Here is a 24,454-nt window from a genome sequence, read left to right on the forward strand (position 1 = left end):
TCGTGTTCCCCGACCATGCCCGCAATAGCCGTCGAGGCGGAATTCACCAATAGTTTGGCGCTGCCCGGCTTGAATTTGGCAAAACCCTGACCATTTTGAGCCGACCTCGCCGCCTGGGGGCGTCAAAAGAAACTGTTGTGTTTCAAGGCGTTGGCGTGCTTTCGCGGAGCAACTCACTGTTCACTCTCAGGCAAGCCCGTCGGGACTTCGTCGGCTAGACTGTGGTATAGAGCCAGCAAAATGAGCCAATTCGAAAGAGCAGATCCTATGGCAGTGCATCAGGTCAGTCCGGGAGGAAAGCTCGCAACGCTCGATCCGATCTGGGATCGGATCCGCGGCGAGGCGGAGGACATCGTCCATCGCGAGCCAGAGCTTGCGACCTTCATCTACTCGACGGTGCTGCATCACAGTCGCCTGGAAGATTCGGTGATCCATCGTCTCGCCGACCGGCTCGATCATTCCGCGCTGTCGGGTGATCTCGTTCGCCAGACCTATGACGAGGCGCTGCGCGAGGCTCCCGATCTCGGCAACGCCTTCCGCGCCGATCTCGTCGCCGTCTACGACCGCGATCCCGCGACGTCGCGCTTCATCGACCCCTTGCTCTACTTCAAGGGCTTTCACGCCATCCAGACCCATCGTCTCGCGCACTGGCTCTATCTGAAGGGCCGCAAGGACTTTGCGTATTATCTCCAGAGCCGCGCGTCTGCGGTGTTCCAGACCGACATCAATCCCGCCGCGCGCATCGGCCGCGGCATCTTCCTCGACCACGCCACCGGCTTCGTCTGCGGTGAGACCGCGGTGATCGAGGATGACGTCTCGATCCTGCACGGCGTTACGCTCGGCGGCACCGGCAAGGAGAACGAGGACCGCCATCCGAAGATCCGTCACGGCGTCCTGATCGGCGCCGGCGCAAAGATCCTCGGCAACATCGAGATCGGTCATTGCGCGCGCATCGCCGCCGGCTCGGTCGTGGTCAAGCCGGTGCCGCACAACGTCACGGTTGCCGGTGTGCCCGCCAAGATCGTCGGTGAGGCCGGCTGCGCCGAGCCGTCGCGCACCATGGATCAGATGATCAACGCGATGGGACTTTGAGCTAGAGAAACGGGCCGGATTCTCCGGCCCTGCTCGTCCCCAAATTCTTTGGCAATTCATGCTGGCGGTTCGTCGCGTCTCGTCCTAAAACCCCGCCAACCCAGATTTCGATTGGAGACTTGCCGTGGACGTCAAGGAAGTAAGGAAGCTCGACGCGTATCTGAAGCGCGTATTCGGCAATCCCAAGATCCGCGTCGTGCCGCGGCCGAAGAAGGATGATTCCGCCGAGGTTTATATCGGCGAGGAGTTCATCGGCGTGCTCTTCGTCGATGACGAGGATGATGATCGCTCGTTCCAATTCCAGATGGCGATCCTCGAGGACGATCTCGTCGATCAGGAATAGTTTCTCTCTCCGTCATTGCGAGCGAAGCGAAGCAATCCAGGATCTTTCCGCGGAGGGATTCTGGATTGCTTCGCTCTGCTCGCAATGACGAACGTTAGCTCCGCGGTTCCGTAGTTCTATTTCTTCGCGAGAATGCGCAGCCGCGCCGTGGCATCAGCGACAGTGATGCCGTTCGCATCGACGAGCTCGGCCTGCACGACCATATCGCGATCCGTCCGTTCGACAACGCGCGCGCGTGCCGTGATGGCTCCGACCGCGGCAGGCTTCAGGAAGCGCGTATCCAGACTTCTGGTGACCACTGTCAGGTCGGGAGACAGCGCTGCCAGCGCGCCAATCCCGGTGGCGGAGTCCAGCATCGCCGCGAGGAAGCCGCCCTGGATCGTGCCATGCCTGTTGGTGAACGCGGGCTGAGCCTGGAAGCGGATCAAGGCCCGCCCGCCCTCGTCAAAGCCGAGCCATTCGCGCCCCAACAATTGGGCGCCCGGAGGCAGGTTTGCTGCTGCATCGGTCACGTCGATCACCGCGCTTGATGTTGTTGGCGACGAGCCTATCAGCCGGTCAATGCGGCGCAAAGCGATCGGGGGTCAGCCCTTCGGTCCGCGCAATTGCGCTGACAGCCGGTCCAGCGCTTCCGCGACATCGCGCCATTGCGACAGCCAGCTCCGCGGAAAACGGAAGGTGAGATCGGCGCCGCCGACACGGCGTTCGGAAAGGCACATGCCGGGCGTGGCGGCATCGCGCGTGCAGCGTGCGGTCAGCGCGGGGCTTGCGGCGGAATAGAAGTCCTCGCTGCCATAGGGCGTGTCGGCGCGGAACATCCGCATCGTCAGGCCGTCCGCCGCACTGGTCGCGGTCTGGTCGAGATAGCGCGGATAGATCGTGGCTGTTCGCTGCTCCGGCGCCAGCGCATCGTGATGCGCCGATATCGACAGGAAGACACGGTCGATCGGTTGCATCGCCTCTTCCACGGTGTCGGCGGTGACATGTTTCGGCGCGCCCGGCGGCTCAAGCGAAGGGTAGAGGAAGTCGAGATCGATGCGCTCCTGCGGCCCGGAGTGCCGCTGGATCTTCATCCGGATCGCGGTCGTGGGAACGTTGAACAGCGTGCCGCCGACGCTCACCGGCAGCCGGTCCGGAGCATTCGCGCCGCCCGAGCCCCAGGTCGGCCACAGCAAATAGGCGACGAGCGCCACCGCGCCCAGCGCCGCAATGCCGCCGAGCACGATCGGGACGACATGCGCCCGAGGGTGCGTCCTGGAGGACCTAAGGGGAGCTGCCGAAAACATCGTCATGAGCTTGCGCAAGTCGAACCGGGAAGTCGGCCGGTGGCCGACGAATCAGCGGCGAATATGCCATGCGGCGGCGAATTCGCGGAGCGTTCCCGGCCGCCGGGACGGGGGAGGGCCCTGCGTGGATCGGCCGCCGACGTTAACCTTCCCTTAAGGATAATGTAGCGTTAACCGGCACTCTTTGTCACAGGAAGGCTCCGGCGTTGCGTAAGGGCGGACCGTTCCGATGACACCTGAAGCCTTCAATTCTCTGTTCTCGATCTGCATCGGTTTCGCGCTCGCGGGCGCGCTCGTGAACGGATACCAGGCGTTTGCCCAGCGGCCCGCCGGTTTCGGCCTGTTGCAGGACGGCGTGGCGCCGAAGACGTTTGCCGCGGTTCCGTTCCTGGTGTTCGCGGCGCCCTTCATCATCATGCGCAACACGTTGCGTGGCATGCGGGTGGAAAGCCGCCGCGTCGAATTCGTGATGATGGCGACCGTCATCGCCGGCTTCTGGAGCATGATGAGCGGCACCTTCTTCCTGATGACGCTACGCGCCGCCGGCGTTCTGGTCTGACGCTTCCGTTGCACGGGATACTCTGCGTCCCCTGCGTGGCGCGGCGGCCCTTTGCCTCAGCGTCGCCGTTTCGCTATGGCTGGGGTTGACGCGACAGGAGAACCCCATGGCGATCTACGAGCTCGACGGACAGGCACCCGATCTTCCCGCCGACGGGAATTACTTCATCGCCGAGACCGCGACCGTGATCGGCCGCGTGCGCCTGAAGCCGGGTGCGAGCGTCTGGTTCGGCGCCGTGCTGCGCGGCGACAATGAATGGATCGAGATCGGCGAGGGCGCCAATGTGCAGGATGGCTCGACCTGCCACACCGACCTCGGCTTTCCCTTGGTCATCGGCAAGAACTGCACCGTCGGCCACAACGTCATCCTGCACGGCTGCACGATCGAGGAGGGCGCCCTCGTCGGGATGGGCTCGATCGTGATGAACGGCGCGAAGATCGGCCGCAACAGCATCGTCGGCGCGGGCTCGGTCATCACCGAGGGCAAGGAATTTCCCGAACGTTCCCTGATCATCGGCTCGCCCGCGCGCGTGATCCGCACGCTCGACGACGCCCAGGTGCAGAAGATGGGGGGTGCCGCGAGGTTCTACGTGGCCAACGGCCCGCGCTTCAAGAAAGGCCTGAAGCGGATCGGCTGAGAATGGCCGTGGGCCGCCGAGAAGATGGCGGCCGCCGCAAGCGGTCCGCGCGCGCCGCGCGTCAGCTTCCTTCGGATTCACATGCTTCGATCGCGGCTGCTGATACTCGCGCGGAAGTGAGGCAGTAAGGCTGTCAGGAAGGCTCGGGTGACGTTAGCTTGGTCCTGCTTTGAGCGTGGAACGTCTCCACGCGGAGGATCGAGTGATGTTACGCAAGATGATGATGGCGGCGCTGGCCGTCGCGGCAGTCGGCTTGTCGGCGCCGCAGGCGGCTGAGGCGCGGGGCGGTTTCGGTCATGGTGGCGGCGGCTGGGGCCACGGCGGCGGCGGCTGGGGCCATGGTGGCGGCTGGGGCCATGGCGGTCACTGGCGTGGCGGCGGCTTCTGGCCCGGAGTGGCGATCGGGGCAGGTCTCGCCGGCGCCGGCTACTATGGCGGCTATTACGGCTACGGCTATGGTTACGGCGACCCCTATTACTATGGTACCGGCTATGACGACGGCGGTTACGGCGGCTGTTACGTGGCGCGGAAGCGCGTCATGACGCCGTCGGGCTGGCGTGTCCGCCGCGTGGACGTCTGCGAATAGCGGCCACGAGGCCCAGGCAGACTACAAAGCCAGATCTACCAAAAGACCGGACCCACTAAAGAACAAGGCCGTTGACGCAGTATACCGTCAACGACCTTGCCAGCCCCGGACATTGAAATCGGCTCACGCCATCCGGTAACCGGGAGCATGGCGCGGAATCATACGGGGGAATGTGATCCAGTTCACATGTGGAAAAATTTAAGTCGCAGGTCCTGACCCGGCTAGCCGCGCGAACGCTTGCGGGCGCTGGCATGGACACGGCGCGACGGTTTCCTGCGGGTAACCGAGGGTGTCTCCGCTTCCGTGGCCCGGACGCTGGCAAAGGACTGCCGAAGGCCGTCGATGGATTCGTTCAGCGTCGTGACCTGTTCGGACAGGCGCTTGGTGTCGGCCTGCTGCGCCGCCATCAGGCGCTTCATGGTCTGGAGTTGGTCCTGCACGACCTGGAGCTGGTCGATCGATTCCTGCTGGGTCGCCTCGAGACCCTTGGTCTTCTCGACGAGTTGCTCGGATGCCTGGGCCGTGCGGGCCTGGAGCTGCCGCGACGCCACCACGCGGTCGGTCTCAGGAGTTGCACCGGTAGAAGCGCGCCAGATCGCGATCGAGGTCACGCCGGCGATGAGGAGCAGGAGGGCTGCGGCGGTCAGCGCAATCGGCTGGGCGCCAAGGCGAAGGAGGGGGTTGGACGGCCTGTCCTGGACGAGATCGATCATCGCTGACAAAACCCAAATTGAAACTTGGTGAGTGGCGAAGTGCGGCAACCAGAGGTCGCCGGGACGTCCCGAAAGTGTTACCATTCGGCAACAAATGGGACCAAAAAGAGGCTAACGGCAAAAAACCAGCAATCAGCTGGTCTTGGGACCCCTGAAGGTCCTCGAAAAGAGCCGGGATCAAGGCTGGAACGGCGAAAACGGTCCGGAATAGGTCTTCGAGCGCGGCGCCGCATAGGGCCCGAGTCGGGAGGTCTTCAGTCCCAGCCGCACCAGTGATTCTGCCAGCGTGACCGCCGCGGCGACGCCGTCGACCACGGGCAGGCCATGTGTGGCGGCGAGCTCGGCGGCGAGATCAGCCATGCCGGCGCAGCCCAGCACGACGGCTTCCGCTCGATCGTCGCGGACCGCGGCGGTGATCTCCGCGGAGATCTTGCCGAGGGCATCAGTATTGCGCTCCTCGAGCGCGAGCACCGGGACCTCGGCGGCGCGGACACGCGCGCAGCGCTCGGCGAGACCGTATTTCCGCAAATTATGCTCGATCGGCACGATGGAGACACCGAGCGTCGTCACCACGGCAAAACGCGCCGCGATCAGGCTCGCCATGTGGAAGCCGGCTTCCCCGATGCCGATCACCGGCGCTTTCGCGGCGGCACGCGCGGCGTCGAGGCCGGTGTCGTCGAAGCAGGCGATGATGTGGGCGTCGGCGCCGTCCGCGTCGGCGTCGCGGATGCAGCCGAGCATGCCGGGCACGGCGAAGGCTTCGTCGTAAAAGCCCTCGATCGAGACCGGGCCCATCGCGGGCTGGCGCGCATCGATCAATGTGTCGGGCAGGGCGACGCTGCGTGCGGCAGCGGCGATCTTCGCCGTCATCGACGCGGTGGTGTTGGGATTGACGACGTGCAGCCGCATCAGTTCAGACAAGCCCCTTGTCAGACAAGCCCTTGGCCGGCATCCGAGCCCTTGGCCGCCTGCCGTTTGTTGAGCATGTGGATGGTGCCGAGTGCAAGGGCGATCACGGTGAACGACACCGCCGAGATCACGGTGCCGAGCGCATAGATGTCGGGGTTCGTCACGGTGGTGGTGAGGCCCTGGAGATCGAGCGGCAGCGTGTTCACCGCCCCGATCGCCTGGCTGGAGCGGGCGAGCTCGTCCCAGGACAGCGTGAAGCCGAACAGGCCGATGCCGATCACGGAGGGCAGGATGATCGGCAGCACGACATGACGGAAGGCCTGCCACGGCGTCGCACCGAGATCGCGCGCGGCTTCCTCGAGCCTGGGATCGAAGCGGTTGAAGATCGCGAACATGATGAGCAGGCCGAACGGCAGCGTCCAGGTCAGGTGCGCACCTAAGCCCGAGGTCAGCAGGCCCATTGAGGTCTCGAAATTCTCGTTCCAGTGCGCCTTGATCAGGTCGTCGATGATGCGGAATTCAAGCGAGATGCCGAGCGAGGTGATGATCGAGGGCACGATCAGGCTCGCGATCGCCGAGTAGAACAAAATGCTTTGCGCCTTGAACTTGCGGCGGAAGGCCATGCCGGCGGCGACCGACAGCACGACGGTCACAACCATCACGATCAGGCCAAGCAGCAGCGAGCGGCGGAAGGCCGCGCCGAGATCGACGATGCCGGTGCCCTGGAACAGTTTTGCGATCCAGAAGGTCGACACGCCATTCATCGGGAAAGTGAGGCCGCCCTGCGGGCCCTGGAACGAGAGGACGTAGATCGCGATCATCGGGCCGTAGAGAAACAGCACATAGGCCGCGAAGAAGATCGCGAGCACGTAGAACGAGCGCGGGCGTCCCTCCTTCATGCTCTAGAGCTCCTTCTTGATGTCGACGATGCGCGACATCATGGTGATGATCAGGAAGGTGATGATGAGCAGGATCACGGCGTTCGCGGCCGCAGCCGGGAACTGCAGCGCGTTCACCCGCGTCTCGATGATCTTGCCGGCGGCCGCGATCTGCTGGCCGCCCATCACGCCGATGGTGATGAAGTCGCCCATCACGATGGTGATGACGAAGATCGAGCCGATCACGATGCCGGGCTTGGAGAGCGGGATGATGACGTTGACCAGCGTCTGGAAGCCGGTGGCACCGGCATCATAAGCCGCCTCGATCAGCGACTTGTCGATGCGCACCATCGAATTGAAGATCGGCACCACCATGAAGAAGGTGAAGAGGTGAACCAGCGCCAGCACCACGGAGAATTCGGAGAACAGCAGCCATTCCAGCGGATGGTTGATCAATCCGCTCTTGACCAGTCCGGAGTTCACCAGGCCGTTGCGTCCGAGCAGCGGGATCCAGGCGATCATGCGGATGACGTTGGAGGTCCAGAACGGGATCGTGCAGAGCAGCGACAATCCCATCTGCCAGGTCTTCGACTTGACGTGGAAGGCAAGGAAGTAGGCGACCCAGAATCCGATGAAGAGCGTGATGACCCAGACCAGGAAGCACAGCTTCAGCGTCTTCAGATAGGTCTTGGCGATGGTGCAGAGATCAGGGAGCTGCGCGATGCAGCCCTCGAACGTGTCGGTGTAGCCGCGGCCGGAGAAGGCCGGCAGCAACTGGTATTCGTTGTAGTCCCAGAACGAGACGATGACGACGAAGACCAGCGGGATCAGGAAGAAGGCGAGAAACACCAGCATCATCGGCCCGGCCTGGAGCCAGGAGATGAAGGACGGCGACAGGCGCGTCGCTTTCGCGGCGCGCGCCATGCCCGACCCCGGGATCAATCCCGGGGACGCCTGTTGCAGGATGTCCTCTGACGTGTCCATCACGTTAGGCCGCGATGAACTCGTTCCACTTGCGGACCATGTAGTCGTTCTCGTCCATCACGGCGTTCCAGCAGGCAACGCCGCCCATGCGGTCCTCGTAGGAGCCGCCGTCGCGCACCGCGCCGGCCTTCTCGAGCAGCGAGCCGTCGGGCGCCTTGATGTCCTTCTCGGCCGGCTTGCCTTCCATCCAGTACGCCCACTCGTACGGCTCCATGTGCGCCTTCGCGGTCGAGAGCACGGCGGAGTAGTAGCCCTGGCGGTTGAGATAGGCACCGGCATAGCCGGACAGGAACCAGTTCACGAACTCATAGGCCCATTCGAGCTTCGCACCCGAGACGCCCTTGGAGACGCAGAAGCCCGAGGCCCAGGAGCGATAGCCTTCCTTCAGCGGCTGGAAGGTGCAGGGGATGCCCATCGAGCGCACCTTCGTCACCGCCGGCGACCACATCGACTGGATCACCGTTTCGCCTGAAGCCATCAGGTTGACACTCTCGTTGAAGTCTTTCCAGAAGGCGCGGAATTGCCCCGCCTTCTTGGCTTCGGTCATCACCTTCATGGTGAGATCGATCTCTTCCTTGGTCATGTTGCCCTTGTCGGCATATTTGTACTTGCCGGTGGCTTCCACGACCATCGCGGCGTCCATGATGCCGATCGAGGGGATGTTGAGGATCGAGGCCTTGCCCTTGAATTCGGGATTGAGCAGCTCGGACCACGAGCTGATCGGGCGCTTGATCAAATCGGGACGGATGCCGAGCGTGTCGGCGTTGTAGACGGTCGGGATCAGCGTGACGAACTCGGTCGCCGACGTCGCGAACTTCTTGGAGTCCTTGCCTTCGAGATAGAGCACCTTCCAGGGCGCCGTGCCCTGGCCGCCGATCTTCTTGCCGCCGGGCGTCTCGCCCTTGGTGAAGACCGGCGTGATGTTGTCGAACTCCTTGATCTTCTTGGCGTCGAGCGCAAGGATGTTGCCCGACGGCACGATCTTCTTCAGCGAGAAATATTCGGTGTCCAGCACGTCGAAGGAGTTGGGCTGGGTCATCACCCGCTTGGTGACGTCGTCGGTGGTCGCGGTGATGTATTCGATCTTGATGCCGGTGTCCTTGAGGCACTGCTTGGAGATGTCGTCGCCCTCGTTCACGGCGGTGCCGAGATAGCGCAGCACCTTCGCATCGGCCGACTTCACATAGGGAAAGCCGGTGATGGCGCCGGAGCCGGCGGCGAGGCCCGCGAGACCTGCGGTGCCCTTGAGCAGCGTGCGGCGGCTGACGCCCTTCGTCCTGGTGGTCTCGGTCATATCAGTCACTCCTCTGTTGCGCATTCCAGTGATCGATCGGCGCTATTGCAGGCGTTGCGCCTTGGCAGGATCCCAGGTGGCCAGCACGCGATCGCCCGGACGGAACGGGTGGACGTCGAAGGCGGCCTCGGGGAGGTGGGAGAATAGGGCGGTGCCGTCGTCGAGCGTGAGCGAGACGGCAATGTAGGAGCCCTGGTACTCGGTCTGGGTCAGCAGCGCCGGCGCGCCGAACGCGCCCTCGGCGAACGGCGCGATGCCGAGCTGATCGGCGCGCACGGCGATGAGGTTTCCGGCGTCGCTGAGGACGTTGTGGCCGCCGATGAAGCGCGCCACGAATTCGGTGCGGGGGCGGTGGAAGATCTCGCGCGCGGTGCCTTGCTGTTCGATCCTGCCCTGGTTCATCACCACGATGTGGTCGGCGAGCGCCATCGCTTCTTCCTGGCCGTGGGTGACCTGGATGAAGCTGATGCCGAGCTCGCGCTGAAGGCGCTTCAACTCGCCGCGCATCCTCACCCGCAGGAACGGATCGAGCGCGGAGAGCGGCTCGTCGAGCAGCAGGATCTGCGGCTCGGTGATCAGTGCGCGAGCCAGCGCCACGCGCTGCTGCTGGCCGCCGGAGAGTTGGGCCGGGAGCCGGCCCGCATAGGGTGTCATCGCCACCAGCTCGAGCAATTCGCCGGCGCGCCTGTGCCTGGTCGCGCGGTCGACGCCTCGCATTTTGAGCGCAAACGCCACATTGTCGAGCACGGTCAGATGCGGAAACAGCGCGTAGGACTGGAACATCATCGCCGTGCCGCGCTTGGCGGGCTCGAGGTCGGTCACGTTCTGCGCACCGAGAATGATGTCGCCTTTGCTGACCGCCTCATGGCCCGCGATCATGCGCAAGGTCGAGGTCTTGCCGCAGCCGGAGGGGCCGAGCAGGCAGCAATAGGTCCCGGCCGGGATCTTCAAATTGACGGTGTCGACCGCCAGTGTCGTGTCGTAGCGCTTGGTGACGGCGACCAGTTCGAGAGCGGCGGGAGTGGCCATGGCGTGTCCAAGGGAGGGGCGATGCTCCCGTCTCTCCGCAAGGTCCGTGCCAACCGCCCTTGGCCGGCCGAATTCCAGAACTGTGCAGCAGAGTCAGGTCGTTAGATCGAATCCGCCGCCTTCGGCCGTCCCAGCGCCCGTCTGCCTCGCTGCACACAAAACGGGCGCGGATTGTATAATCTTTCGCCTGTGATTGGATACAGGTCGTCGACTAACATTCAAGGCCGAACGTCGCCGATCGAGCCCTCACACCCAACCCGTCGAACTGATGGCCGCCAAGACTCGCACGAAATCCGACGCGCCAGACGCGAGCGATCGCGTCAGCCGTATCAGGGAAGGGGTGACCGCCGCGATCCTCGAGCATCGCCTGCTGCCCGGTACGAAGCTCGGCGAGGACGAGATCGGCGAGATCTACGGCGCGAGCCGTACGCTGGTCCGCACGGCGCTGCAGCAGCTTGCACATGAAGGCATCGTCAACATCGAGAAGAACCGCGGCGCCTTCGTCGCGCGGCCGACGCCGGGTGATGCCCGTGAAGTGTTCGAGGCGCGCCGCCTGATCGAGCCCACCATCGTCGATCACGCGATCGATGCGGTGTCACCGGCCTGGATCGACCGCCTCCAGCAGCATCTCGCCGAGGAGCGCGAGGCGGAGCTGCGCGGTGACGCGCGCGCCTCGGTCCGGCTCTCCGGCGAGTTTCACCGTCTCGTCGCCGAGATGAGCGGCCACAGCATCTATCTTGGCTTCCTGAAAGAGCTGATCGCGCGCTCCTCGCTCATCATCCTGCTCTACCGCCGCCACGACACGCCGGCCTGTGGCACCGATCATCACGCCGGCATCGTCGCCGCGATCCGCAAGCGCGACAAGCAGGCTGCGCGCGTGCAGATGCTGTCGCATCTGGACGAGATCGAGGCCGAGCTGTTCTTGAAGGATCCCGCCGCCGACGAGCGGCGGCTCGCCGACGTGCTGGGCGTGTGACCGCCTGCCGTCTGTCAGAACGGACGTTCCTGATTTCGCCTCATGATCTTGAGCACCAGCAGGACGGCTCCGAGGACCAGCAACAACACGCCGACGAAAGTCATGCCGCTGTATTCGAACGTCACGCCTACGGCCGTCAGCAGGCATCCCAAGATGATTGCGATGAGCCCGCCGAGCTTCTTGGCCAGCAGGATGCGTCCGTCACTCGTTTGCGCCACCATGTTACGCCTCGTCATTTGAATTCTACAGACGACCGCAAGCCCTCCTGCCCAGCGGCTCAAGTCGCGTAGACCGCGCAGGATCGTACTCCCAAGCGAGAAAGTTGCAATCTACCGTTGCTGGCGGGTCGAAATCGATAGTGCGTTTTAATTTGAGTTCGACGCGAGTGCGACAGGTGCACTTACCCATTCGCCTGTCCAACTTGATGGGGACGCTTCTCTTCGCGTCCGTATGGCTGATTTGCAAAACCTCCCTGTGGTTGCAAATTGACTCGATGCGGTTTGCAGGCATCAATCCATAGCTGCATCGCGCGGCGTCAGCTGGCTGGCGTTCGCCCAGATCTGCGTGGAGATTGGACATGTGGGGTTGGACCACGCCGGCCGGACTCTTCAGAGCCGCCGCATTGCTTGTGTCGATTGGAAGCCTCGGCAGCCCGTTGCCCTTACAAGCCCAGCAGGACTCCGCCGTCCTGTTCCGCAACGTTCGGATCTTCGACGGAAAGAATGCCGCGCTCTCGGCCGCGTCCAACGTCCTGATCAGGAACAGGAAGATCGAGAAGATTTCCACCACCGACATCACGGCCACCGGCCAAGTGATCGACGGCGGCGGCCGGGTGCTGATGCCGGGACTGATCGACGCGCATTGGCACGCGATGCTGGTGCGCCCGACGCCGGCCGCGGCGCTCGGCGATGTCGGCTACAACAATCTGCTCGCCGCCAGCGAGGCGACAGCGACGCTGATGCGCGGCTTCACCACCATACGCGACATGGGCGGGCCGAGTTTCGGCCTCAAGCGGGCCATCGACGAGGGTCTCGTCGCCGGTCCGCGCATCTATCCGTCCGGCGCCATCATCACCATCACCGGCGGTCATGGCGATTTCCGCCAACTCACCGATCTGCCGCGAACCATCGGCGGCATGCTCAGCCGCATGGAGCTGATCGGCGGCAGCCTGGTCGCCGACAGCCCGGACGAGGTTCGCGTGCGCGCGCGCGAGCAGCTGATGCAGGGCGCCTCGCAGGTCAAGCTCACCGCGGGTGGCGGCGTCGCGTCGCCCTTCAGCCCGCTCGACGTCTCCACCTTCACCGAGCCCGAATTGCGCGCGGCCGTCGAAGCCGCCGATAATTGGGGCACCTATGTCGCGACGCACGCCTATACGCCGGTCGCGATCCAGCGTTCGATCGCAGCAGGTGTCAGATGCATCGAGCACGGTCATCTCATGGACGAGGCGAGCGCGAAGCTGATCGCGGAGAAGGGCGTCTGGCTGAGCACGCAACCATTCCTTGATATCTCCGGCGCCGCGGCGCTGGGACCGTCGGAGCAGGACAAGATGCGGCAGGTCGTTGCCGGCACCGACCGCGTCTACGCGCTGGCGAAGAAGTACAAGATCAAGACCGCGTTCGGCACTGACGTCCTGTTCTCGAAGGCCTTGGCGGACAAGCAGGGCTCGATGCTGGCCGCACTGACGCGCTGGTACACGCCGGCCGAAGCGCTGGCCATGGCGACGTCCACCAATGCCGAACTGTTGAATCTGTCGGGCCTGCGCAATCCCTATCCCGGCAAGCTCGGCGTGGTCGAGGAAGGCGCGCTCGCCGATCTCCTGCTGGTCGATGGCAATCCGCTCGACAACATCGCCCTTGTCGAAGATCCCGCGAAGAATTTTGTGGTGATCATGAAGGACGGCAGGATCTACAAGAACAGGCTCGCGCAATAACGCGCGCTGGGCAGGTGTGAGCCTGCGAGATTCGATCGCTCCTAGTCTCGCTCGTCAGGAACCGGCTTTCCTGGCCGGGAGTCGTTTGCGATCTCCGGAAGCGCAGGAGGCCGCGCGGGGCGTGTCACAATCTCCGGCCTGTCATCATCGGAGGCGTGACTTCTGAGCGTCTCCAAAACCAGAAAGAATTTTTCTGCTAGCATGAGTCAAGCTCGCTGACGCGTTCATCTCGGTTTCGAGAACGACGAGATTCGCCATCAATTCGATCACTTACTGTACGCGGCGGCAATTTAATTCGTCACGCCAGACGAATTATGACAGTCCTGCCCGATCTTTAGCGTCGAGCATGTCGCATGTGGACGATAATGCGTTGCGACGTAACGTTGCTATTCCTTGCGGGCCTGACGAGCTATATGCTGCGCTCTGTCATCAAATTGTCATGTCACCGGAAATGTTGAAATCAGACGCTACGCTGGCTCGCAAAACCATGAGCGCGCCGGATGGGAATCCTGTCCTCAAGGACAGGAACAAGAGAACGCAAGTCGTCGCCGGCTTCCTCAGGCAACGTGACGCAGCTGAGCCCGACCCGGAACATGCGATCGTCGAGGGCGCTGTGATTGATCAGACGCCATCGCAAGACACGACGCCTGCACCGGAGCCAGCCCAGTCCGGCACTGTTGCGCGTCCCGCCGGTGAGATCGAGCTCAAGCTTCTCGTCGATGCCGATCGCATGGCGCATTTCAACGCTGCGCCGGTCATCACGGCCAACGCGCGCAACAAGGGCACGCGCAAGCATCTCAAGTCGGTCTATTACGACACGGCCGAGCGCCTGCTTCGGCGCAATGGCCTGAGCCTGCGTGTCCGCCAGAGCGGCGCGCGCTTCGTGCAGACCGTGAAGACGGACGCCGCGGACGATCCGTTGCGCCGTGGCGAGTGGGAGGCGAGCGTGTTGTCGCTTGCGCCCGATCTCGCTCTGGCGATGCCCTTCATTCCGGAGAAGCTTCGTAGCCACCTCGTGACGCAGCCGCTCGAAGCCGTCTTCACCGCCGACATCCGTCGTCATGCGAGGATGATCGACTTGCCGTCCGGCACGGTCGAAATCGCCTTCGATCAAGGCGAGCTGACGGCTGGCGATCGCACGCTACAGGTGAGCGAGATCGAGCTTGAGCTGAAGAGCGGCAGCGCCAGCACGATCTACGAGGTCGCGCTGCGGCTCGCGGAGCAGGGTGCGGTGAAGCCGTCCATCCGTACCAAGTCGGCGCGCGGCTTTGATCTTGCCGCCGATGAGCCACCCCCGGCACGTCGCCCGCGAAAACTTCGCCTCGATGCGTCGGTCACGCTCGACGAGGCCTTCGCGACGATCCTGCGCTCCTGCTTCCTCCATCTGCTTCAGTCGCTGCCGGCGGCCGAGGACGGGCGCAACCCGGAAGGCGTGCATCAACTCCGCGTCTCGCTTCGCCGGCTGCGATCGGCGCTCGACCTGATGCGATCGGTCGGTGCGCTCAGCAATCTCGATGCGCTGCGGTCGGAGGTCAAATGGCTGGCGCAAGACCTGTCCGCCGCCCGTGATTGGGACGTGTTCCAGCTCGAGACCTTGCCGACGATCGCACAGGCCTGTCCGTCGGTCGACGGCTTCGATGCGCTGGGCCGGGCTGCGGCCGAGCGCCAGTCGGACGCCTATCGTAAGGCGCATGATGCGCTCGATGATCGCCGCTGCGCCGTGTTCCTGATCGGCCTCGGAAACTGGATCGAGACCCGGGGCTGGCGCAACGACGTTGCCGCCGAAGATCTTGGCCAGCTCGCCGAACCTGCCGTCGACTTCGCGCGGCGCATCTTGTCGGAGCAATACGCCAAGGTGCTCAAGCGCGGCCGCCGCTTCAAGTCGCTTCCTGCAGAAGAGCTGCACCGGGTGCGGCTCGCGACCAAGCGGCTGCGCTATCTCAGCGAATTCCTGCTGCCGCTGTACGAGGATCGCAAGTCGGCGCGACGTTTCTCGCGCAGCCTCGCCGGTTTGCAGGAGGAACTCGGCGCCTTCAACGACATGGCGGTCACGGCATCGCTGCTCGATGGGCTCGGTACTGAACCCGACAGCGCCATCGCGGCCGCGGCGATCGCCGGCTGGCAGGCCCGTGCATCGATCGGCGTGCAGCCCGCTTTGCAACGCACGTGGCGCGATTTCACTGCGGCGCGCGTGCCGTGGTCGTCACAGGGCTGATGCTCTCCCCAAAAAGTTGCGCCCAGCCATTGGGGGATGGCTGGGCGCGCGCGAACCGGTCTGGGACGGGGAGGGGTGGGGATGTGACCGGGCCGCGTAACTCGTTTTCCTGACTGCTAGTTCTTGGCGCTGGCGGTGGAGACCGCCGGCTTGGTGTCGCCGAGCGAGACCCAGACGTTGGGATCGCTCTGTGACTGGCGCTTGACGAAGCGGTAGCCGGTCTCCGTCCAGGCAACGACGTTCTCGTTCTGATTGTCGAGAACGAACTCGCCCTTGTCGGTCTTCACCGTCAGCACCGCGTGTCCTTCGCCCTTCTTGTCCCGCACGACGGTGATGAGCAGGGCCTCGCGCGGCCATCCGGCATCGATCAGCATCTTGCGCTTCAGCAGCACGTAGTCTTCACAGTCGCCGTAACCGTCGGTCGGCAGCGACCACTTCTCGATCACGCCCCAGTGCTCCTGGTCGGTCAAAGGCTTGACGGTCTCGTTGACCCAGCGATTGACCTTGACGAGGTCGCGCCATGCGGCCTGCGACATCACGATGTCGCGCGGTTGCGTCGGCGCGCCTTGGCACTGAGCGGCATTATCCGCACAGAACTCGACCCAGCCGATCGGCGCACGCGTGGTGTCGCCGAGGCTCGCGTAGAGCAGACGGCCTTCGCCGGCCTGCGCTGCCGCGCTGATCCCGAAGAGCATGGCAGCCAGTGCCAGCCCTTTCCCCTGTCCCCTGAAGTCCAACATTGCGGCCCCCGTTTCTTGTTGGGACCACATTTCGCATGGAGCTTTTGAGTTGCCGCTAAGTCGGCCAAGTCAAGTCGAGACGAATACAAGTAAAAGGCGCGATGAATTCGATCTATACTTGAATCGAATTCGACTAAGATTTGAAATTACTTCAATTGATTCAAATTTTATCTATTAACGCGGAAACGCTGGCGGAACTGTTGTTTGCGCGCGCACGCGGCCCTCGCGTTAACCCGCGCGAGGCGGTCGCCGGACACGAAAAAGGCGGCGTCCGCATCGCGGAAGCCGCCTTCAGGGCTGGAAATACAGGCGTTTTAGCGTCCTTGCGCTTTACCGCGCGGTAACGCTCTCTTCGAGAGTCTCTATCGGCTGCTCGTGCATGAACTCCAGCGCGAAGCCGTCCTCGAGGTTTCGGACCACGCGGCCCTGGACCCGGCCGAGCAGCACGATCGATTTCACCGGCGGGCGGTTCTCCGCGGCAATGGCGGCACCGGACAGCGAGAGGTCGATGATGCGGCAGGTCATCTTGGTGCCGTCCTCGAGCGTCAGCACCGCAATCGGGTTACGCGGCACGATACGGTCGTGGCGGCGATCCTCCGGCAGATTGAGGATGTCGCGGTTGGCAAGCCAGGTCAGCTGTGCCGCCAGCTTGTCGCGTTTGCGCGGCGTCGCCCCGACCGTCATGGCGAACCCGTTGTCGATGATGCGGGTGATCTTGCCCTCGACCCGGCCGATATGGTCGAGATAGGCGACCACGCGGTCGCCGACATTGCCGATGCCGGGGGCCAGAAGCGCCAGTCCGCCCGGCGACATGTTGATGACCTGGCAGGGGAATTCCCGGCGGTCCGGCAGCATGTAGCGGCCGAGCAGGTGAACCTTCACCCGCTGGAAACGCCGTCGTTCCTCGGCGGCCGGAAGAAATTTTTTATTCGCCAACGCCATTTTCACAACCCGACCCCCCGCCTGGCGGAGTCCGGGACGAGCCTAAGGTGCACAGGGTTAACGCCGCGTTAGGATTGGGCGCGTCGATTACGGACAGACACAATGCGCTCGAAAAGCCACATCAGCGGCGGGCAGGCCAGCACCGTCAGCGCGCCGAGGTCGAGTGCCACCGCGGCCGTCCCGGCCGATTTGGCCAGCCGGCCGGCGACCGCCGGCCCCAGCATCATCGCGGCATAGAAGAGAGTGTAGAACACGCCCATGCCGATCGCCCTTGTTTCCGGCGCGAGCACGCGGGCGGCCAGGCTCATGATCGGGCCGGCCGGATGGCCGCCGATCAGGCCGATCAGGACGAGGACCGTGATCACCGCATCCGATCGCGGCAACCAGGCCAGCAGCCCGGCCACGATGAGGCTGGCTGCGGTCGCGAGCGTGAGCGGCCGCTTGAAGCGGTCGGCGAGATAGCCGCCTGCTGGCACCGAGATCACCGACAGCCACATCACGAGGCTGATCGCGGAGCCTGCCGCCGCAATGCTCCAGCCGCGCTCGGCGAGCAGGGAGGGCCCGAACGAGAAGATCATGGCGAAGCCGACATTAAAGAGTCCCCAGATCAGGCCCGCGACGATCACCGCCAGCAGCGCGAGGGGATCGAGCCGGCCTGGACCGGCCGCGCTGATCGTGGCTCCCGGCGGCGACTGATAGAGCGTGATCAGCACAGTACCGATTGCCGTGAGTGCGCCCGCCGCCAGGAACACCGCGCTTGCGCCATAGGCCGTGCCGATCGCCGGCAGCACCAGCAGCGAGATCGCGACGCCGGCCGGCCAGGAATTGACGAAGATCGCCATCGCGGTCGCGATCTCCTTCCCGGCGAACCAGTCGGTGCCCATCTTGGTGAGCTGCACCGTCAGCAGCACGCCGCCGGCGCCGGAGACCAGCCGGCCCGCCATCTGCCAGCCCCAGATGTCGGTGGTAGTCATGACGAGGCTGCCCGCGGTCATCAGCAGCAGCGCTGCGATCGTCGTCGGCTTGTCGCCAAGAGTCCGGCCGATCGCGCCGCCCGGCAGCGCCAGCACGATGCCGGGGGTGAAATAGAGTCCGATCAGGATGCCGATATCGGCGAGCCCGACGCCAAAGGTCTGTTGCAGCAACGGCGCGACAGCGGCCACGCTCTGGAACTGGAACGCGATGGTGAGACGCACAACGAACAGGATCGCAAGAATGCCCCAGCGATTGCGCAACGTCTCATCTCCCCAAGCCCTCTCTCGAAGGTGCGGTGGGGAGGGACGAGAGTCAACCGGCTGTCTTCCTCGTCGCGCGCCCATAGAGAAGACACAGCAGCGCCAACAGCACCGCGGCTGAGAGCCCAAGCGACCAGTGAATGCCGATCGCCGCGCCGAACAGGCCGACGGTGATGCCGCTGAAGGCCCGCATCCCGAGGCCGGCCATGTTGTAGAGCCCTACGACGCGGCCGCGGATGTCGTGCGGCGCGTTCAACTGCACCAGCGCCTGCGCCATGGTGTTGAAGGACAGCTCGAAGAAACCCGCAAAGAACAGCAGCACGATCGCGACCGGATAGATCCGCACCGCGGCGAAGCCGAGCAGCGCCACGCTCCACAGCATGGCGAGCATGATCGCGGTGCGCGGCGTGCCCTTCAACCGTCCCCAGGATTCCAGCGCGATGCCGGCGAGCAGTGCACCTGCCGCATCGGCCGCGAGCAGCACGCTGTAGGAGACGCCGGGGTCGCCGTGGCCGAGATCGCCGGCAAACCCCGGCATCTGGGCGTGATAGGCGTTGCCGATCATGAAGGAGGTGAGGCCGGCGAGCCACGTCATTGCGGTCAGCACCGGCTGCGTGCCGATGGCGCGCATCGTCAGCACGATGTCGGCAAGGCCGCGCATGGCGAAGCGCCGCACCGCGACGCTCTTGTCGCGCACCGGCGCCCAGAACAGCCACAGCAGCATCGGCAGGTAGAACAGCGTGTTGAAGATGATGCCGTGCGAGGTGCCCAGCGTCAGCATGATGACACCGCCGACGGCGGGCCCGACCAGGATGCCGAGATAGCGCGCCATCGCATTCAGGCGCACCGCGCTCGGAAGATCGGCGGGACCGACGAGATCGTAGAGCAGAAGCTGGTTCGGCGTCTGCCACAGCACGCCGGCGCAGCCATGGATCACCAGCAGCAGCATCGCGTGCCACATCTGGATGGTGTCGGTGATGAAGAAGAAGCCCCATCCGGCCGAGGCCACGATGAACAGCAGCATGCCGCATTGGATGATGCGCCGCGGATCGAACCGGTCGGCGAGCCCGCCGACCGCGACCGAGAACAGCAGGAACGGCAGCCAGTGCGACAGCACGGCAAAGCCCCCCAGCGTCGGCGAATGGAATTTCTGGAACACCACCCAATAGCTGATCACATGCTCGATATTGTCCGCCATCATCGCCAGCACATAGGCGATGAACTGGAGTCGGTACGGCACCGACTTCATCGCCGCGAACGAACCGGACGCGACAACAGGATTTTGGGGAAGGGGGTTCAAGCGATCACCTGGGTGGGACTGTTCGGGCCTTACACGTTCGCCGCCAGCCGCTCAAGACACTTGGGTGTGTGTCCGTAGCCCGCAATCCGGGACCGCCGCCGGCCCCGCATTCCGCAAAGCTCCATGCGGGCTACGAAGCAGCGCGTCACGCGATCTCCGTCGCCAGAAACGACCTGACCACCGCAGCAAACTCATCCGGCTTGTCATATGGCAACCCATGGCCCGCATTCGCGATCACCTCATGGCGGAGGTGTCGATTGAGCCCCTGCAGCTCCCGCGCCGTTTCGACCGAGACAACGCCATTGTCTCCGATGAGAAGCAGGCTCGGCACGGCAATGGCTTTGACAAGCTCGCGATAATCCGGGTTCGGCGGCGTGAGCACCTCGAAGGCGCTGATCTCGGTCCGCAGCCGTGCATCAACGATCAGGTCAAGCAGCTCGGATGAGCGGTGCGGATGCCGCCGCCGGGCCTCGGCCAGTACCTCATCCTTGTCCTGCCCCAGAAGCCGGCGATGCTGCTCGGCGACATCACTCTCGTAAACCTCGCGCTGGCGCTCCGGTGGCAGGAAGGTCGGATCGGCGAGGATAACGCTGCGAATGGCCGTACCCATCTCGCTCGCAACCACGGCGGCGGTCATGCCGCCCATGGAATGGCCGAGCAGGATCGGGGCAGTCAGCCCGAGCGCGTCAATGAGGCCGATGACGTCGTCTGCGAGATCGCGGTACCGATACCCGCCGGACGGTGCGCTCGACGCTCCATGTCCTCTCGCAGAGGGCATGATGACGTCGTAGCCGTCCTCGAGAGCGCGCGCCAACGGTGTCCAGCAGGCGCTGCTTCCGGTCAGACCATGCAGCGCAATCAGCGCAGGCTTGTCGTCCCCGGTCCGTAAATAATGGATGTCGATGCCATTTGCCGCGCAGGTTCGGCTCGTCCAGTTTGTCATTCGCAACGACTGTCAGAGAATCAACGCCGACGCCATCCTACCCCAGCGCCTTGACGCAAACCGCATACGGCACGCCCAGAATATCCGGCGCCTCGCGAACCCTGGTAAATCCCATCCGCTGATACATCGGCAATGCGACCGTCATGATCGGCGTCGTGTGCAGGGCGATGACCGGCGACCGGTCGCGCTCGGCGCGGCGCAGGCATTCTTCGGTCAATTGTCGGCCGATGCCCTTGCTGCGCGCGGCCGGATCAACCACCAGCATGCGGATGATCGGCCAGGCCGGATCGAAGAAGGCCGGCTTCGGGGCTTGCGGACCGACATAGGCGACGGCGCCGACGATCTGGCCGCCATCCTCGGCGACGATGATCTCGCCGGTTTTGGCAAGCTCCGGCATTTTCGCGACATGGGTCGTAAACAACGGCCAGTCGGAATAATCCTGCTCGAATTGCGCGAATGCCGCGAGAGCGACGCGCACGATCGCTTCCGCATCCGCTGGCTGATAGTCACGTAGCATCGACGTTGTCCTTGTAGCCCGGATGGAGCGAAGCGTAATCCGGGGCCGTCGGTCCCGCATTTCGCGCTGCTCCATGCGGGCTACGAGACTCACGCTTGGCACGACCGTGCATCTCACATACGCTTTGCCTCACGCCCGCACCATCAATCATAACAGACGGGCCGCGAGGACACACCCATGGACCAGATCCGCGTCTGCACTCACGCAGGGCCGGGCTCGGAGCCCGTCATCAAGACCGTGCCATGGCCGAAGGTCGGCCGGAAAGCCGCGCTGATCAAGGTCGGCGCCTGCGGCGTCTGCGGGACCGATCTGCACATTCTCAAAGGGCATTGGCCGAAGCCGTTGCCCTGGCCGTTCACGCTCGGCCACGAGCTCGGCGGAATCATCGTCGAATGCGGCGACGAATTCACCGAGGACTTCATGAGCAAGCCGCTGAAGGTCGGATCAAAAGTGATGATCCCGCCGCTGATGCCCTGCGGCCACTGCTATTACTGCATCCATTATCCGCAGACCGCCAACAAGTGCCTGACGCCGGTCTATTACGGCCGCTATCTCGGCTTCGACAAGGCGCCGCACATGTGGGGCGGCTGGGCCGAATATGTCTATGTCGATCTCGAGATGCTGCCGGGCACCAAGATCTACAAGCTGCCCGACGACATGTCGCTGCGGCTGGGCGCGCTCTCGGAGCCGCTGACGTCCTGCATCCGCGCCTTCAACCGCGCCAGTCGCGCCGGTGGTTTTTCCTGGGGCGACACGGTGGTGATCCAGGGCTCGGGTCCGATCGGCATTCTCGCGGTCGCGGCCGCCAAGGAGATGGGGGCAGGGCGTGTGATCTGCGTCGGCGCGCCGGAAGAGCCGCGGCTCAAGCTCGCGCGCGAGTTCGGCGCGGAGGCGACGGTGAACATCGAGGAGATCAAATCGCCGCAGGAGCGCATCGCCCGTGTGCGCGAGATCATAGGCCACTTCGGCGCCGATCTCGTGATGGATTGCTCGGGACATCCGACCGCCGGCCCCGAAGGCATCGAGATGCTCCGCGACGGCGGCACCTATGTCGAGATGGGTCAGTTCACCGATGCCGGCTCGATCGAGACCTCCTGGCACCGCATCTGCACCAAGGACCTCAACGTGCTGGGATCCTGGGGTTTTACCGGCAACGATCTGCCGCTCGGCGTCGACATGCTCTACCGCACGCGTGACAAATATCCCTGGCTGAAGATGCAGACGATCTATCCGTTCACGGAAGCGGGCGTCGCACAGGCGGTGAGGGATGCGATGGCGATGAAGACGGTGAAATCGACCATCGTGCCGTGGCCGGAATTGGTGGACTAGACAATGCCGTCCATTCCACCCGATCTCGCAGCGTTTCTGGTCGAAGCCAAGCGGCGCACCTATGCGGGGCTGGACGACGACGCGACCGTGGCCGCGCCGCTGCTCGCCGGCTCCAAGCAGCTCGAGCATCGCGCGCCACCTTATGCCTATCGCGATATCTATTTCGGGATTGGATTTTTCGTTGGCCAAGAGACCGTGTCACGGGATGACCGTGTCATCTGGTCGATGAGCTACAGCGGCGGCGTCCGCGCGGACATCACGGATCGGTCCACGCTGCTCGAGATCTACAAATTCCTGCGCCGGGCGCTACTGGGCGCAAGCGTCGAGGAGCCTTATCGGGGACCGCGCCTGTTCGAGCAGAGCGGCATGACCTACCGCAACGAGGTCGAAGGTTCGCTCGATCGTTTTCACGGCATCGAGATGGTCGCGCGGCAGAATGGCGCGCCGCTGTACGAGCTGCACTATAGTGGCGGCCTGCTGCGATAGATGGTCCGTAGCCCGGATGGAGCGCAGCGCAATCCGGGGCCGCCGGTCCCGCATTCCGTTTCGCTCCATGCGGGTTACGAGCCTGATTTTGGAATGAGGGCTACAATGACAGACGAACCTAACCCGCGCACCCGCTCCCCCTTCCACGCCATTGGCGCGATCGACTACACCGTCATCTTCGTGCGCGACATGGCGGCGATGCGCCGGTTCTACGAGGACGTTCTCGCCTTTCCGCTGCTGCGCGAGCTCTCGCCGAACTGGATCGAGTACGGCCTCGGCGGCAATACGCTGGCGCTGGCCAGACCAAGCCGGACCGCGGCCGACGCGCCGACACCGGCGGGCAGCGCCTCGCTGCAACTGGCCTTCAAGGTGTCCGCGAGCGAGGTCGATCAATGTGCCGATGAACTGGTGCGGCAGGGCGTGGCGCTGCTGTCACCGCCGACGAACCAGTCGTTCGGACATCGGACGCTGTTCTTTCGCGATCCCGACGGCAATTTGCTAGAAATCTATGCCGAGATTTGAGGCGCCCAAAAAGTTCCATCGGGAATCCCCGATCTATCCATGTTAAGGTGAAACTTAGGCTCAGGTTCCGACTTTCACTTCACGGGAGAGGTATCGTGAAGCGAATCCTGAAACCCGTTACTTACATCCTGGCGGCCATCTACTTCCTGGTGGATGCCGTCTTCATGGCCGTCGCGCGGCCAATGGCGCGCTGGATTGGGCGGCATTTCGAATTCAAGTGGTTGCGCACCTGGATCAGGTCGCTGTCCCCTTATCCCTCGCTCGCCCTGTTTTCCGTGCCCGTGATCATTCTGGAGCCGATCAAGCCCGTGGCGGCCTACCTCGCTGCAACGGGTCAGGTCGTGAGCGCCGCCGTGACTTTCATCATCGGCGAACTGCTCAAGCTCGTGCTGGTCGAGCGCCTGTTCCATCTCACGCGCGACAAGCTGATGCGGATTCCGGCGTTCGCCTGGGCGTACGGCAAGTTCTCTGAGGTGAAGGCGTGGCTGCAGGCAACCGACGCCTGGCGCGCCATCCGCGCCCTGAGCCGCGCGGCGAGGGACACAGTTGCACGGGTAAAGGCGAGGCTGGTCGGCCGCTTCAGCAAGCTGGCGACCTCCAGGGATTAGACGCGCGCCAAGCGCGTTGTCCTCTATGCGAGCTTGCGTGCTGCGGCGGTGGCCTTGTCGCCCGTGTTCGGGGTGCCGGTGGGCTCGATGAGCAGGAGGTGAACCTCCTCGCGTGCCACCGGGCGATGCTCGACCCCTTTGGGCACGACATAGAGTTCGCCCGGGCCGAGCGTCACCGTGCGATCCCGCAATTCAATGTCCAGACTGCCTTTCAGGACGAGAAAGAAATCGTCGGTGTCATCGTGCTTGTGCCAGGTGAACTCGCCCTTCACCTTCACCACCATCACGTCGCAATCGTTGAAGGTCGTGACCGTGCGCGGCGACCAGAAATCCCCAAAGGTCGCGAGTTTGTCGGCAAGCGATATCTTGTCGGCCATGTTTCACCCCGTTGCTCTCTCGTG

The 24,454-nt window shown here is 64.0% G+C and carries 29 protein-coding genes; 13 read left to right on the plus strand and 16 right to left on the minus strand.

The window, feature by feature from the left end; all coding sequences use genetic code 11:
* Positions 1–267 precede the first annotated feature (267 nt).
* Both cysE and AB7531_RS16275 read left to right on the plus strand, forming a co-directional pair.
* On the plus strand, positions 268–1,092 hold the full coding sequence (cysE, locus tag AB7531_RS16270; protein WP_014494283.1) for a serine O-acetyltransferase: 825 nt from the start codon (positions 268–270) through the stop codon (positions 1,090–1,092).
* 124 nt (positions 1,093–1,216) lie between these two features.
* A complete protein-coding gene (locus tag AB7531_RS16275) occupies positions 1,217–1,435 on the plus strand; it encodes a DUF3126 family protein (protein WP_007602550.1) in 219 nt (72 codons plus the stop codon).
* A 116-nt stretch (positions 1,436–1,551) separates the two neighbouring features.
* Here the strand turns inward: AB7531_RS16275 and AB7531_RS16280 are convergent, their stop codons facing one another.
* Together AB7531_RS16280 and AB7531_RS16285 are read right to left on the minus strand one after the other, a co-directional pair.
* Positions 1,552–1,956, minus strand: coding sequence for a PaaI family thioesterase (locus AB7531_RS16280; protein ID WP_187388012.1), 405 nt, complete (start codon positions 1,954–1,956; stop codon positions 1,552–1,554).
* Between the two features lie 63 nt (positions 1,957–2,019).
* On the minus strand, positions 2,020–2,727 hold the full coding sequence (locus tag AB7531_RS16285) for a hypothetical protein (protein WP_063986271.1): 708 nt from the start codon (positions 2,725–2,727) through the stop codon (positions 2,020–2,022).
* Positions 2,728–2,950: 223 nt separating this feature from the next.
* Here AB7531_RS16285 and AB7531_RS16290 point away from each other — a divergent pair, with 223 nt between their 5' ends.
* The 3 genes from AB7531_RS16290 to AB7531_RS16300 all read left to right on the plus strand — a co-directional run bounded on the left by AB7531_RS16290 (position 2,951) and on the right by AB7531_RS16300 (position 4,503).
* Positions 2,951–3,280 (plus strand): DUF6949 family protein, encoded by a 330-nt coding sequence (locus AB7531_RS16290; protein ID WP_014494286.1) that lies wholly within the window; start codon positions 2,951–2,953, stop codon positions 3,278–3,280.
* Positions 3,281–3,386: 106 nt separating this feature from the next.
* Positions 3,387–3,917, plus strand: coding sequence for a gamma carbonic anhydrase family protein (locus AB7531_RS16295; RefSeq protein ID WP_063982473.1), 531 nt, complete (start codon positions 3,387–3,389; stop codon positions 3,915–3,917).
* 205 nt (positions 3,918–4,122) lie between these two features.
* Entirely contained in the window at positions 4,123–4,503 is a 381-nt protein-coding gene (locus AB7531_RS16300; RefSeq protein WP_063982474.1) for a hypothetical protein, read from the plus strand.
* A 221-nt stretch (positions 4,504–4,724) separates the two neighbouring features.
* Here AB7531_RS16300 and AB7531_RS16305 read toward each other — a convergent pair whose 3' ends face one another.
* The 6 genes from AB7531_RS16305 to AB7531_RS16330 all read right to left on the minus strand — a co-directional run bounded on the left by AB7531_RS16305 (position 4,725) and on the right by AB7531_RS16330 (position 10,310).
* Positions 4,725–5,216 carry a hypothetical protein gene (locus AB7531_RS16305; protein WP_063982475.1) on the minus strand — a complete coding sequence of 164 codons (492 nt, stop codon included), beginning with the start codon at positions 5,214–5,216 and terminating at the stop codon, positions 4,725–4,727.
* Positions 5,217–5,393: 177 nt separating this feature from the next.
* Positions 5,394–6,125 carry an aspartate/glutamate racemase family protein gene (locus AB7531_RS16310; RefSeq protein ID WP_063982476.1) on the minus strand — a complete coding sequence of 244 codons (732 nt, stop codon included), beginning with the start codon at positions 6,123–6,125 and terminating at the stop codon, positions 5,394–5,396.
* A gap of 20 nt (positions 6,126–6,145) precedes the next feature.
* On the minus strand, positions 6,146–7,024 hold the full coding sequence (locus tag AB7531_RS16315; protein ID WP_063982477.1) for an ABC transporter permease: 879 nt from the start codon (positions 7,022–7,024) through the stop codon (positions 6,146–6,148).
* Between the two features lie 3 nt (positions 7,025–7,027).
* Positions 7,028–7,987 carry an ABC transporter permease gene (locus AB7531_RS16320; protein WP_063982478.1) on the minus strand — a complete coding sequence of 320 codons (960 nt, stop codon included), beginning with the start codon at positions 7,985–7,987 and terminating at the stop codon, positions 7,028–7,030.
* Between the two features lie 4 nt (positions 7,988–7,991).
* Positions 7,992–9,281 carry an ABC transporter substrate-binding protein gene (locus AB7531_RS16325; RefSeq protein WP_028150047.1) on the minus strand — a complete coding sequence of 430 codons (1,290 nt, stop codon included), beginning with the start codon at positions 9,279–9,281 and terminating at the stop codon, positions 7,992–7,994.
* Positions 9,282–9,323: 42 nt separating this feature from the next.
* The gene (locus tag AB7531_RS16330; RefSeq protein ID WP_063982479.1) at positions 9,324–10,310 is read right to left on the minus strand and encodes an ABC transporter ATP-binding protein; all 987 of its coding nucleotides are present in this window, start codon (positions 10,308–10,310) and stop codon (positions 9,324–9,326) included.
* A 268-nt stretch (positions 10,311–10,578) separates the two neighbouring features.
* On the opposite strand from AB7531_RS16330, the gene AB7531_RS16335 reads away from it, so the two are divergent.
* Positions 10,579–11,286, plus strand: a complete 708-nt coding sequence (locus AB7531_RS16335; protein ID WP_063982480.1) for a GntR family transcriptional regulator — start codon at positions 10,579–10,581, stop codon at positions 11,284–11,286.
* A 14-nt stretch (positions 11,287–11,300) separates the two neighbouring features.
* Here AB7531_RS16335 and AB7531_RS16340 read toward each other — a convergent pair whose 3' ends face one another.
* The gene (locus tag AB7531_RS16340) at positions 11,301–11,507 is read right to left on the minus strand and encodes a hypothetical protein (protein WP_063982481.1); all 207 of its coding nucleotides are present in this window, start codon (positions 11,505–11,507) and stop codon (positions 11,301–11,303) included.
* A gap of 356 nt (positions 11,508–11,863) precedes the next feature.
* Between AB7531_RS16340 and AB7531_RS16345 the strand changes: the two genes are divergently transcribed.
* Positions 11,864–13,216 (plus strand): metal-dependent hydrolase family protein, encoded by a 1,353-nt coding sequence (locus tag AB7531_RS16345; RefSeq protein WP_063982482.1) that lies wholly within the window; start codon positions 11,864–11,866, stop codon positions 13,214–13,216.
* 451 nt (positions 13,217–13,667) lie between these two features.
* Positions 13,668–15,431 carry a CYTH and CHAD domain-containing protein gene (locus AB7531_RS16350; protein WP_063982483.1) on the plus strand — a complete coding sequence of 588 codons (1,764 nt, stop codon included), beginning with the start codon at positions 13,668–13,670 and terminating at the stop codon, positions 15,429–15,431.
* A 116-nt stretch (positions 15,432–15,547) separates the two neighbouring features.
* Here AB7531_RS16350 and AB7531_RS16355 read toward each other — a convergent pair whose 3' ends face one another.
* A complete protein-coding gene (locus tag AB7531_RS16355; RefSeq protein WP_028154093.1) occupies positions 15,548–16,171 on the minus strand; it encodes a transglutaminase-like cysteine peptidase in 624 nt (207 codons plus the stop codon).
* A 140-nt stretch (positions 16,172–16,311) separates the two neighbouring features.
* Between AB7531_RS16355 and AB7531_RS16360 the strand changes: the two genes are divergently transcribed.
* Complete coding sequence (locus tag AB7531_RS16360; RefSeq protein WP_187388013.1) at positions 16,312–16,515, plus strand: hypothetical protein; 204 nt, start codon at positions 16,312–16,314, stop codon at positions 16,513–16,515.
* Here the strand turns inward: AB7531_RS16360 and AB7531_RS16365 are convergent.
* From AB7531_RS16365 to AB7531_RS16385, 5 genes are all read right to left on the minus strand, one after another.
* The gene (locus tag AB7531_RS16365; RefSeq protein ID WP_063982484.1) at positions 16,502–17,113 is read right to left on the minus strand and encodes a PilZ domain-containing protein; all 612 of its coding nucleotides are present in this window, start codon (positions 17,111–17,113) and stop codon (positions 16,502–16,504) included. The two genes, AB7531_RS16360 and AB7531_RS16365, sit on opposite strands and share 14 nt — an antisense overlap.
* A gap of 68 nt (positions 17,114–17,181) precedes the next feature.
* The gene (locus AB7531_RS16370; RefSeq protein WP_441279985.1) at positions 17,182–18,348 is read right to left on the minus strand and encodes an MFS transporter; all 1,167 of its coding nucleotides are present in this window, start codon (positions 18,346–18,348) and stop codon (positions 17,182–17,184) included.
* A 52-nt stretch (positions 18,349–18,400) separates the two neighbouring features.
* Positions 18,401–19,648 carry an MFS transporter gene (locus AB7531_RS16375; protein ID WP_256376483.1) on the minus strand — a complete coding sequence of 416 codons (1,248 nt, stop codon included), beginning with the start codon at positions 19,646–19,648 and terminating at the stop codon, positions 18,401–18,403.
* A 145-nt stretch (positions 19,649–19,793) separates the two neighbouring features.
* Positions 19,794–20,591 carry an alpha/beta fold hydrolase gene (locus tag AB7531_RS16380; protein WP_063982487.1) on the minus strand — a complete coding sequence of 266 codons (798 nt, stop codon included), beginning with the start codon at positions 20,589–20,591 and terminating at the stop codon, positions 19,794–19,796.
* A gap of 37 nt (positions 20,592–20,628) precedes the next feature.
* Positions 20,629–21,108: a GNAT family N-acetyltransferase gene (locus AB7531_RS16385; protein ID WP_063982488.1), complete on the minus strand. Its 480-nt coding sequence runs from the start codon at positions 21,106–21,108 to the stop codon at positions 20,629–20,631.
* 177 nt (positions 21,109–21,285) lie between these two features.
* Here AB7531_RS16385 and AB7531_RS16390 point away from each other — a divergent pair, with 177 nt between their 5' ends.
* The 4 genes from AB7531_RS16390 to AB7531_RS16405 all read left to right on the plus strand — a co-directional run bounded on the left by AB7531_RS16390 (position 21,286) and on the right by AB7531_RS16405 (position 24,053).
* Complete coding sequence (locus AB7531_RS16390; RefSeq protein ID WP_441279986.1) at positions 21,286–22,437, plus strand: zinc-binding dehydrogenase; 1,152 nt, start codon at positions 21,286–21,288, stop codon at positions 22,435–22,437.
* A 3-nt stretch (positions 22,438–22,440) separates the two neighbouring features.
* A complete protein-coding gene (locus AB7531_RS16395; RefSeq protein ID WP_063982490.1) occupies positions 22,441–22,923 on the plus strand; it encodes a DUF5680 domain-containing protein in 483 nt (160 codons plus the stop codon).
* A 105-nt stretch (positions 22,924–23,028) separates the two neighbouring features.
* Positions 23,029–23,445 (plus strand): VOC family protein, encoded by a 417-nt coding sequence (locus AB7531_RS16400; RefSeq protein WP_187388014.1) that lies wholly within the window; start codon positions 23,029–23,031, stop codon positions 23,443–23,445.
* Positions 23,446–23,540: 95 nt separating this feature from the next.
* Positions 23,541–24,053, plus strand: coding sequence for a hypothetical protein (locus AB7531_RS16405; protein ID WP_063982492.1), 513 nt, complete (start codon positions 23,541–23,543; stop codon positions 24,051–24,053).
* 23 nt (positions 24,054–24,076) lie between these two features.
* On the opposite strand, the gene AB7531_RS16410 is transcribed toward AB7531_RS16405, so the two are convergent.
* Positions 24,077–24,430, minus strand: a complete 354-nt coding sequence (locus AB7531_RS16410; RefSeq protein ID WP_063982493.1) for a cupin domain-containing protein — start codon at positions 24,428–24,430, stop codon at positions 24,077–24,079.
* Positions 24,431–24,454: the final 24 nt, after the last annotated feature.

Origin of the sequence: Bradyrhizobium sp. 63_E2_N1_3, from assembly GCF_052076005.1 — a bacterium.
Taxonomy (GTDB): Bacteria; Pseudomonadota; Alphaproteobacteria; order Rhizobiales; family Xanthobacteraceae; genus Bradyrhizobium; species Bradyrhizobium barranii.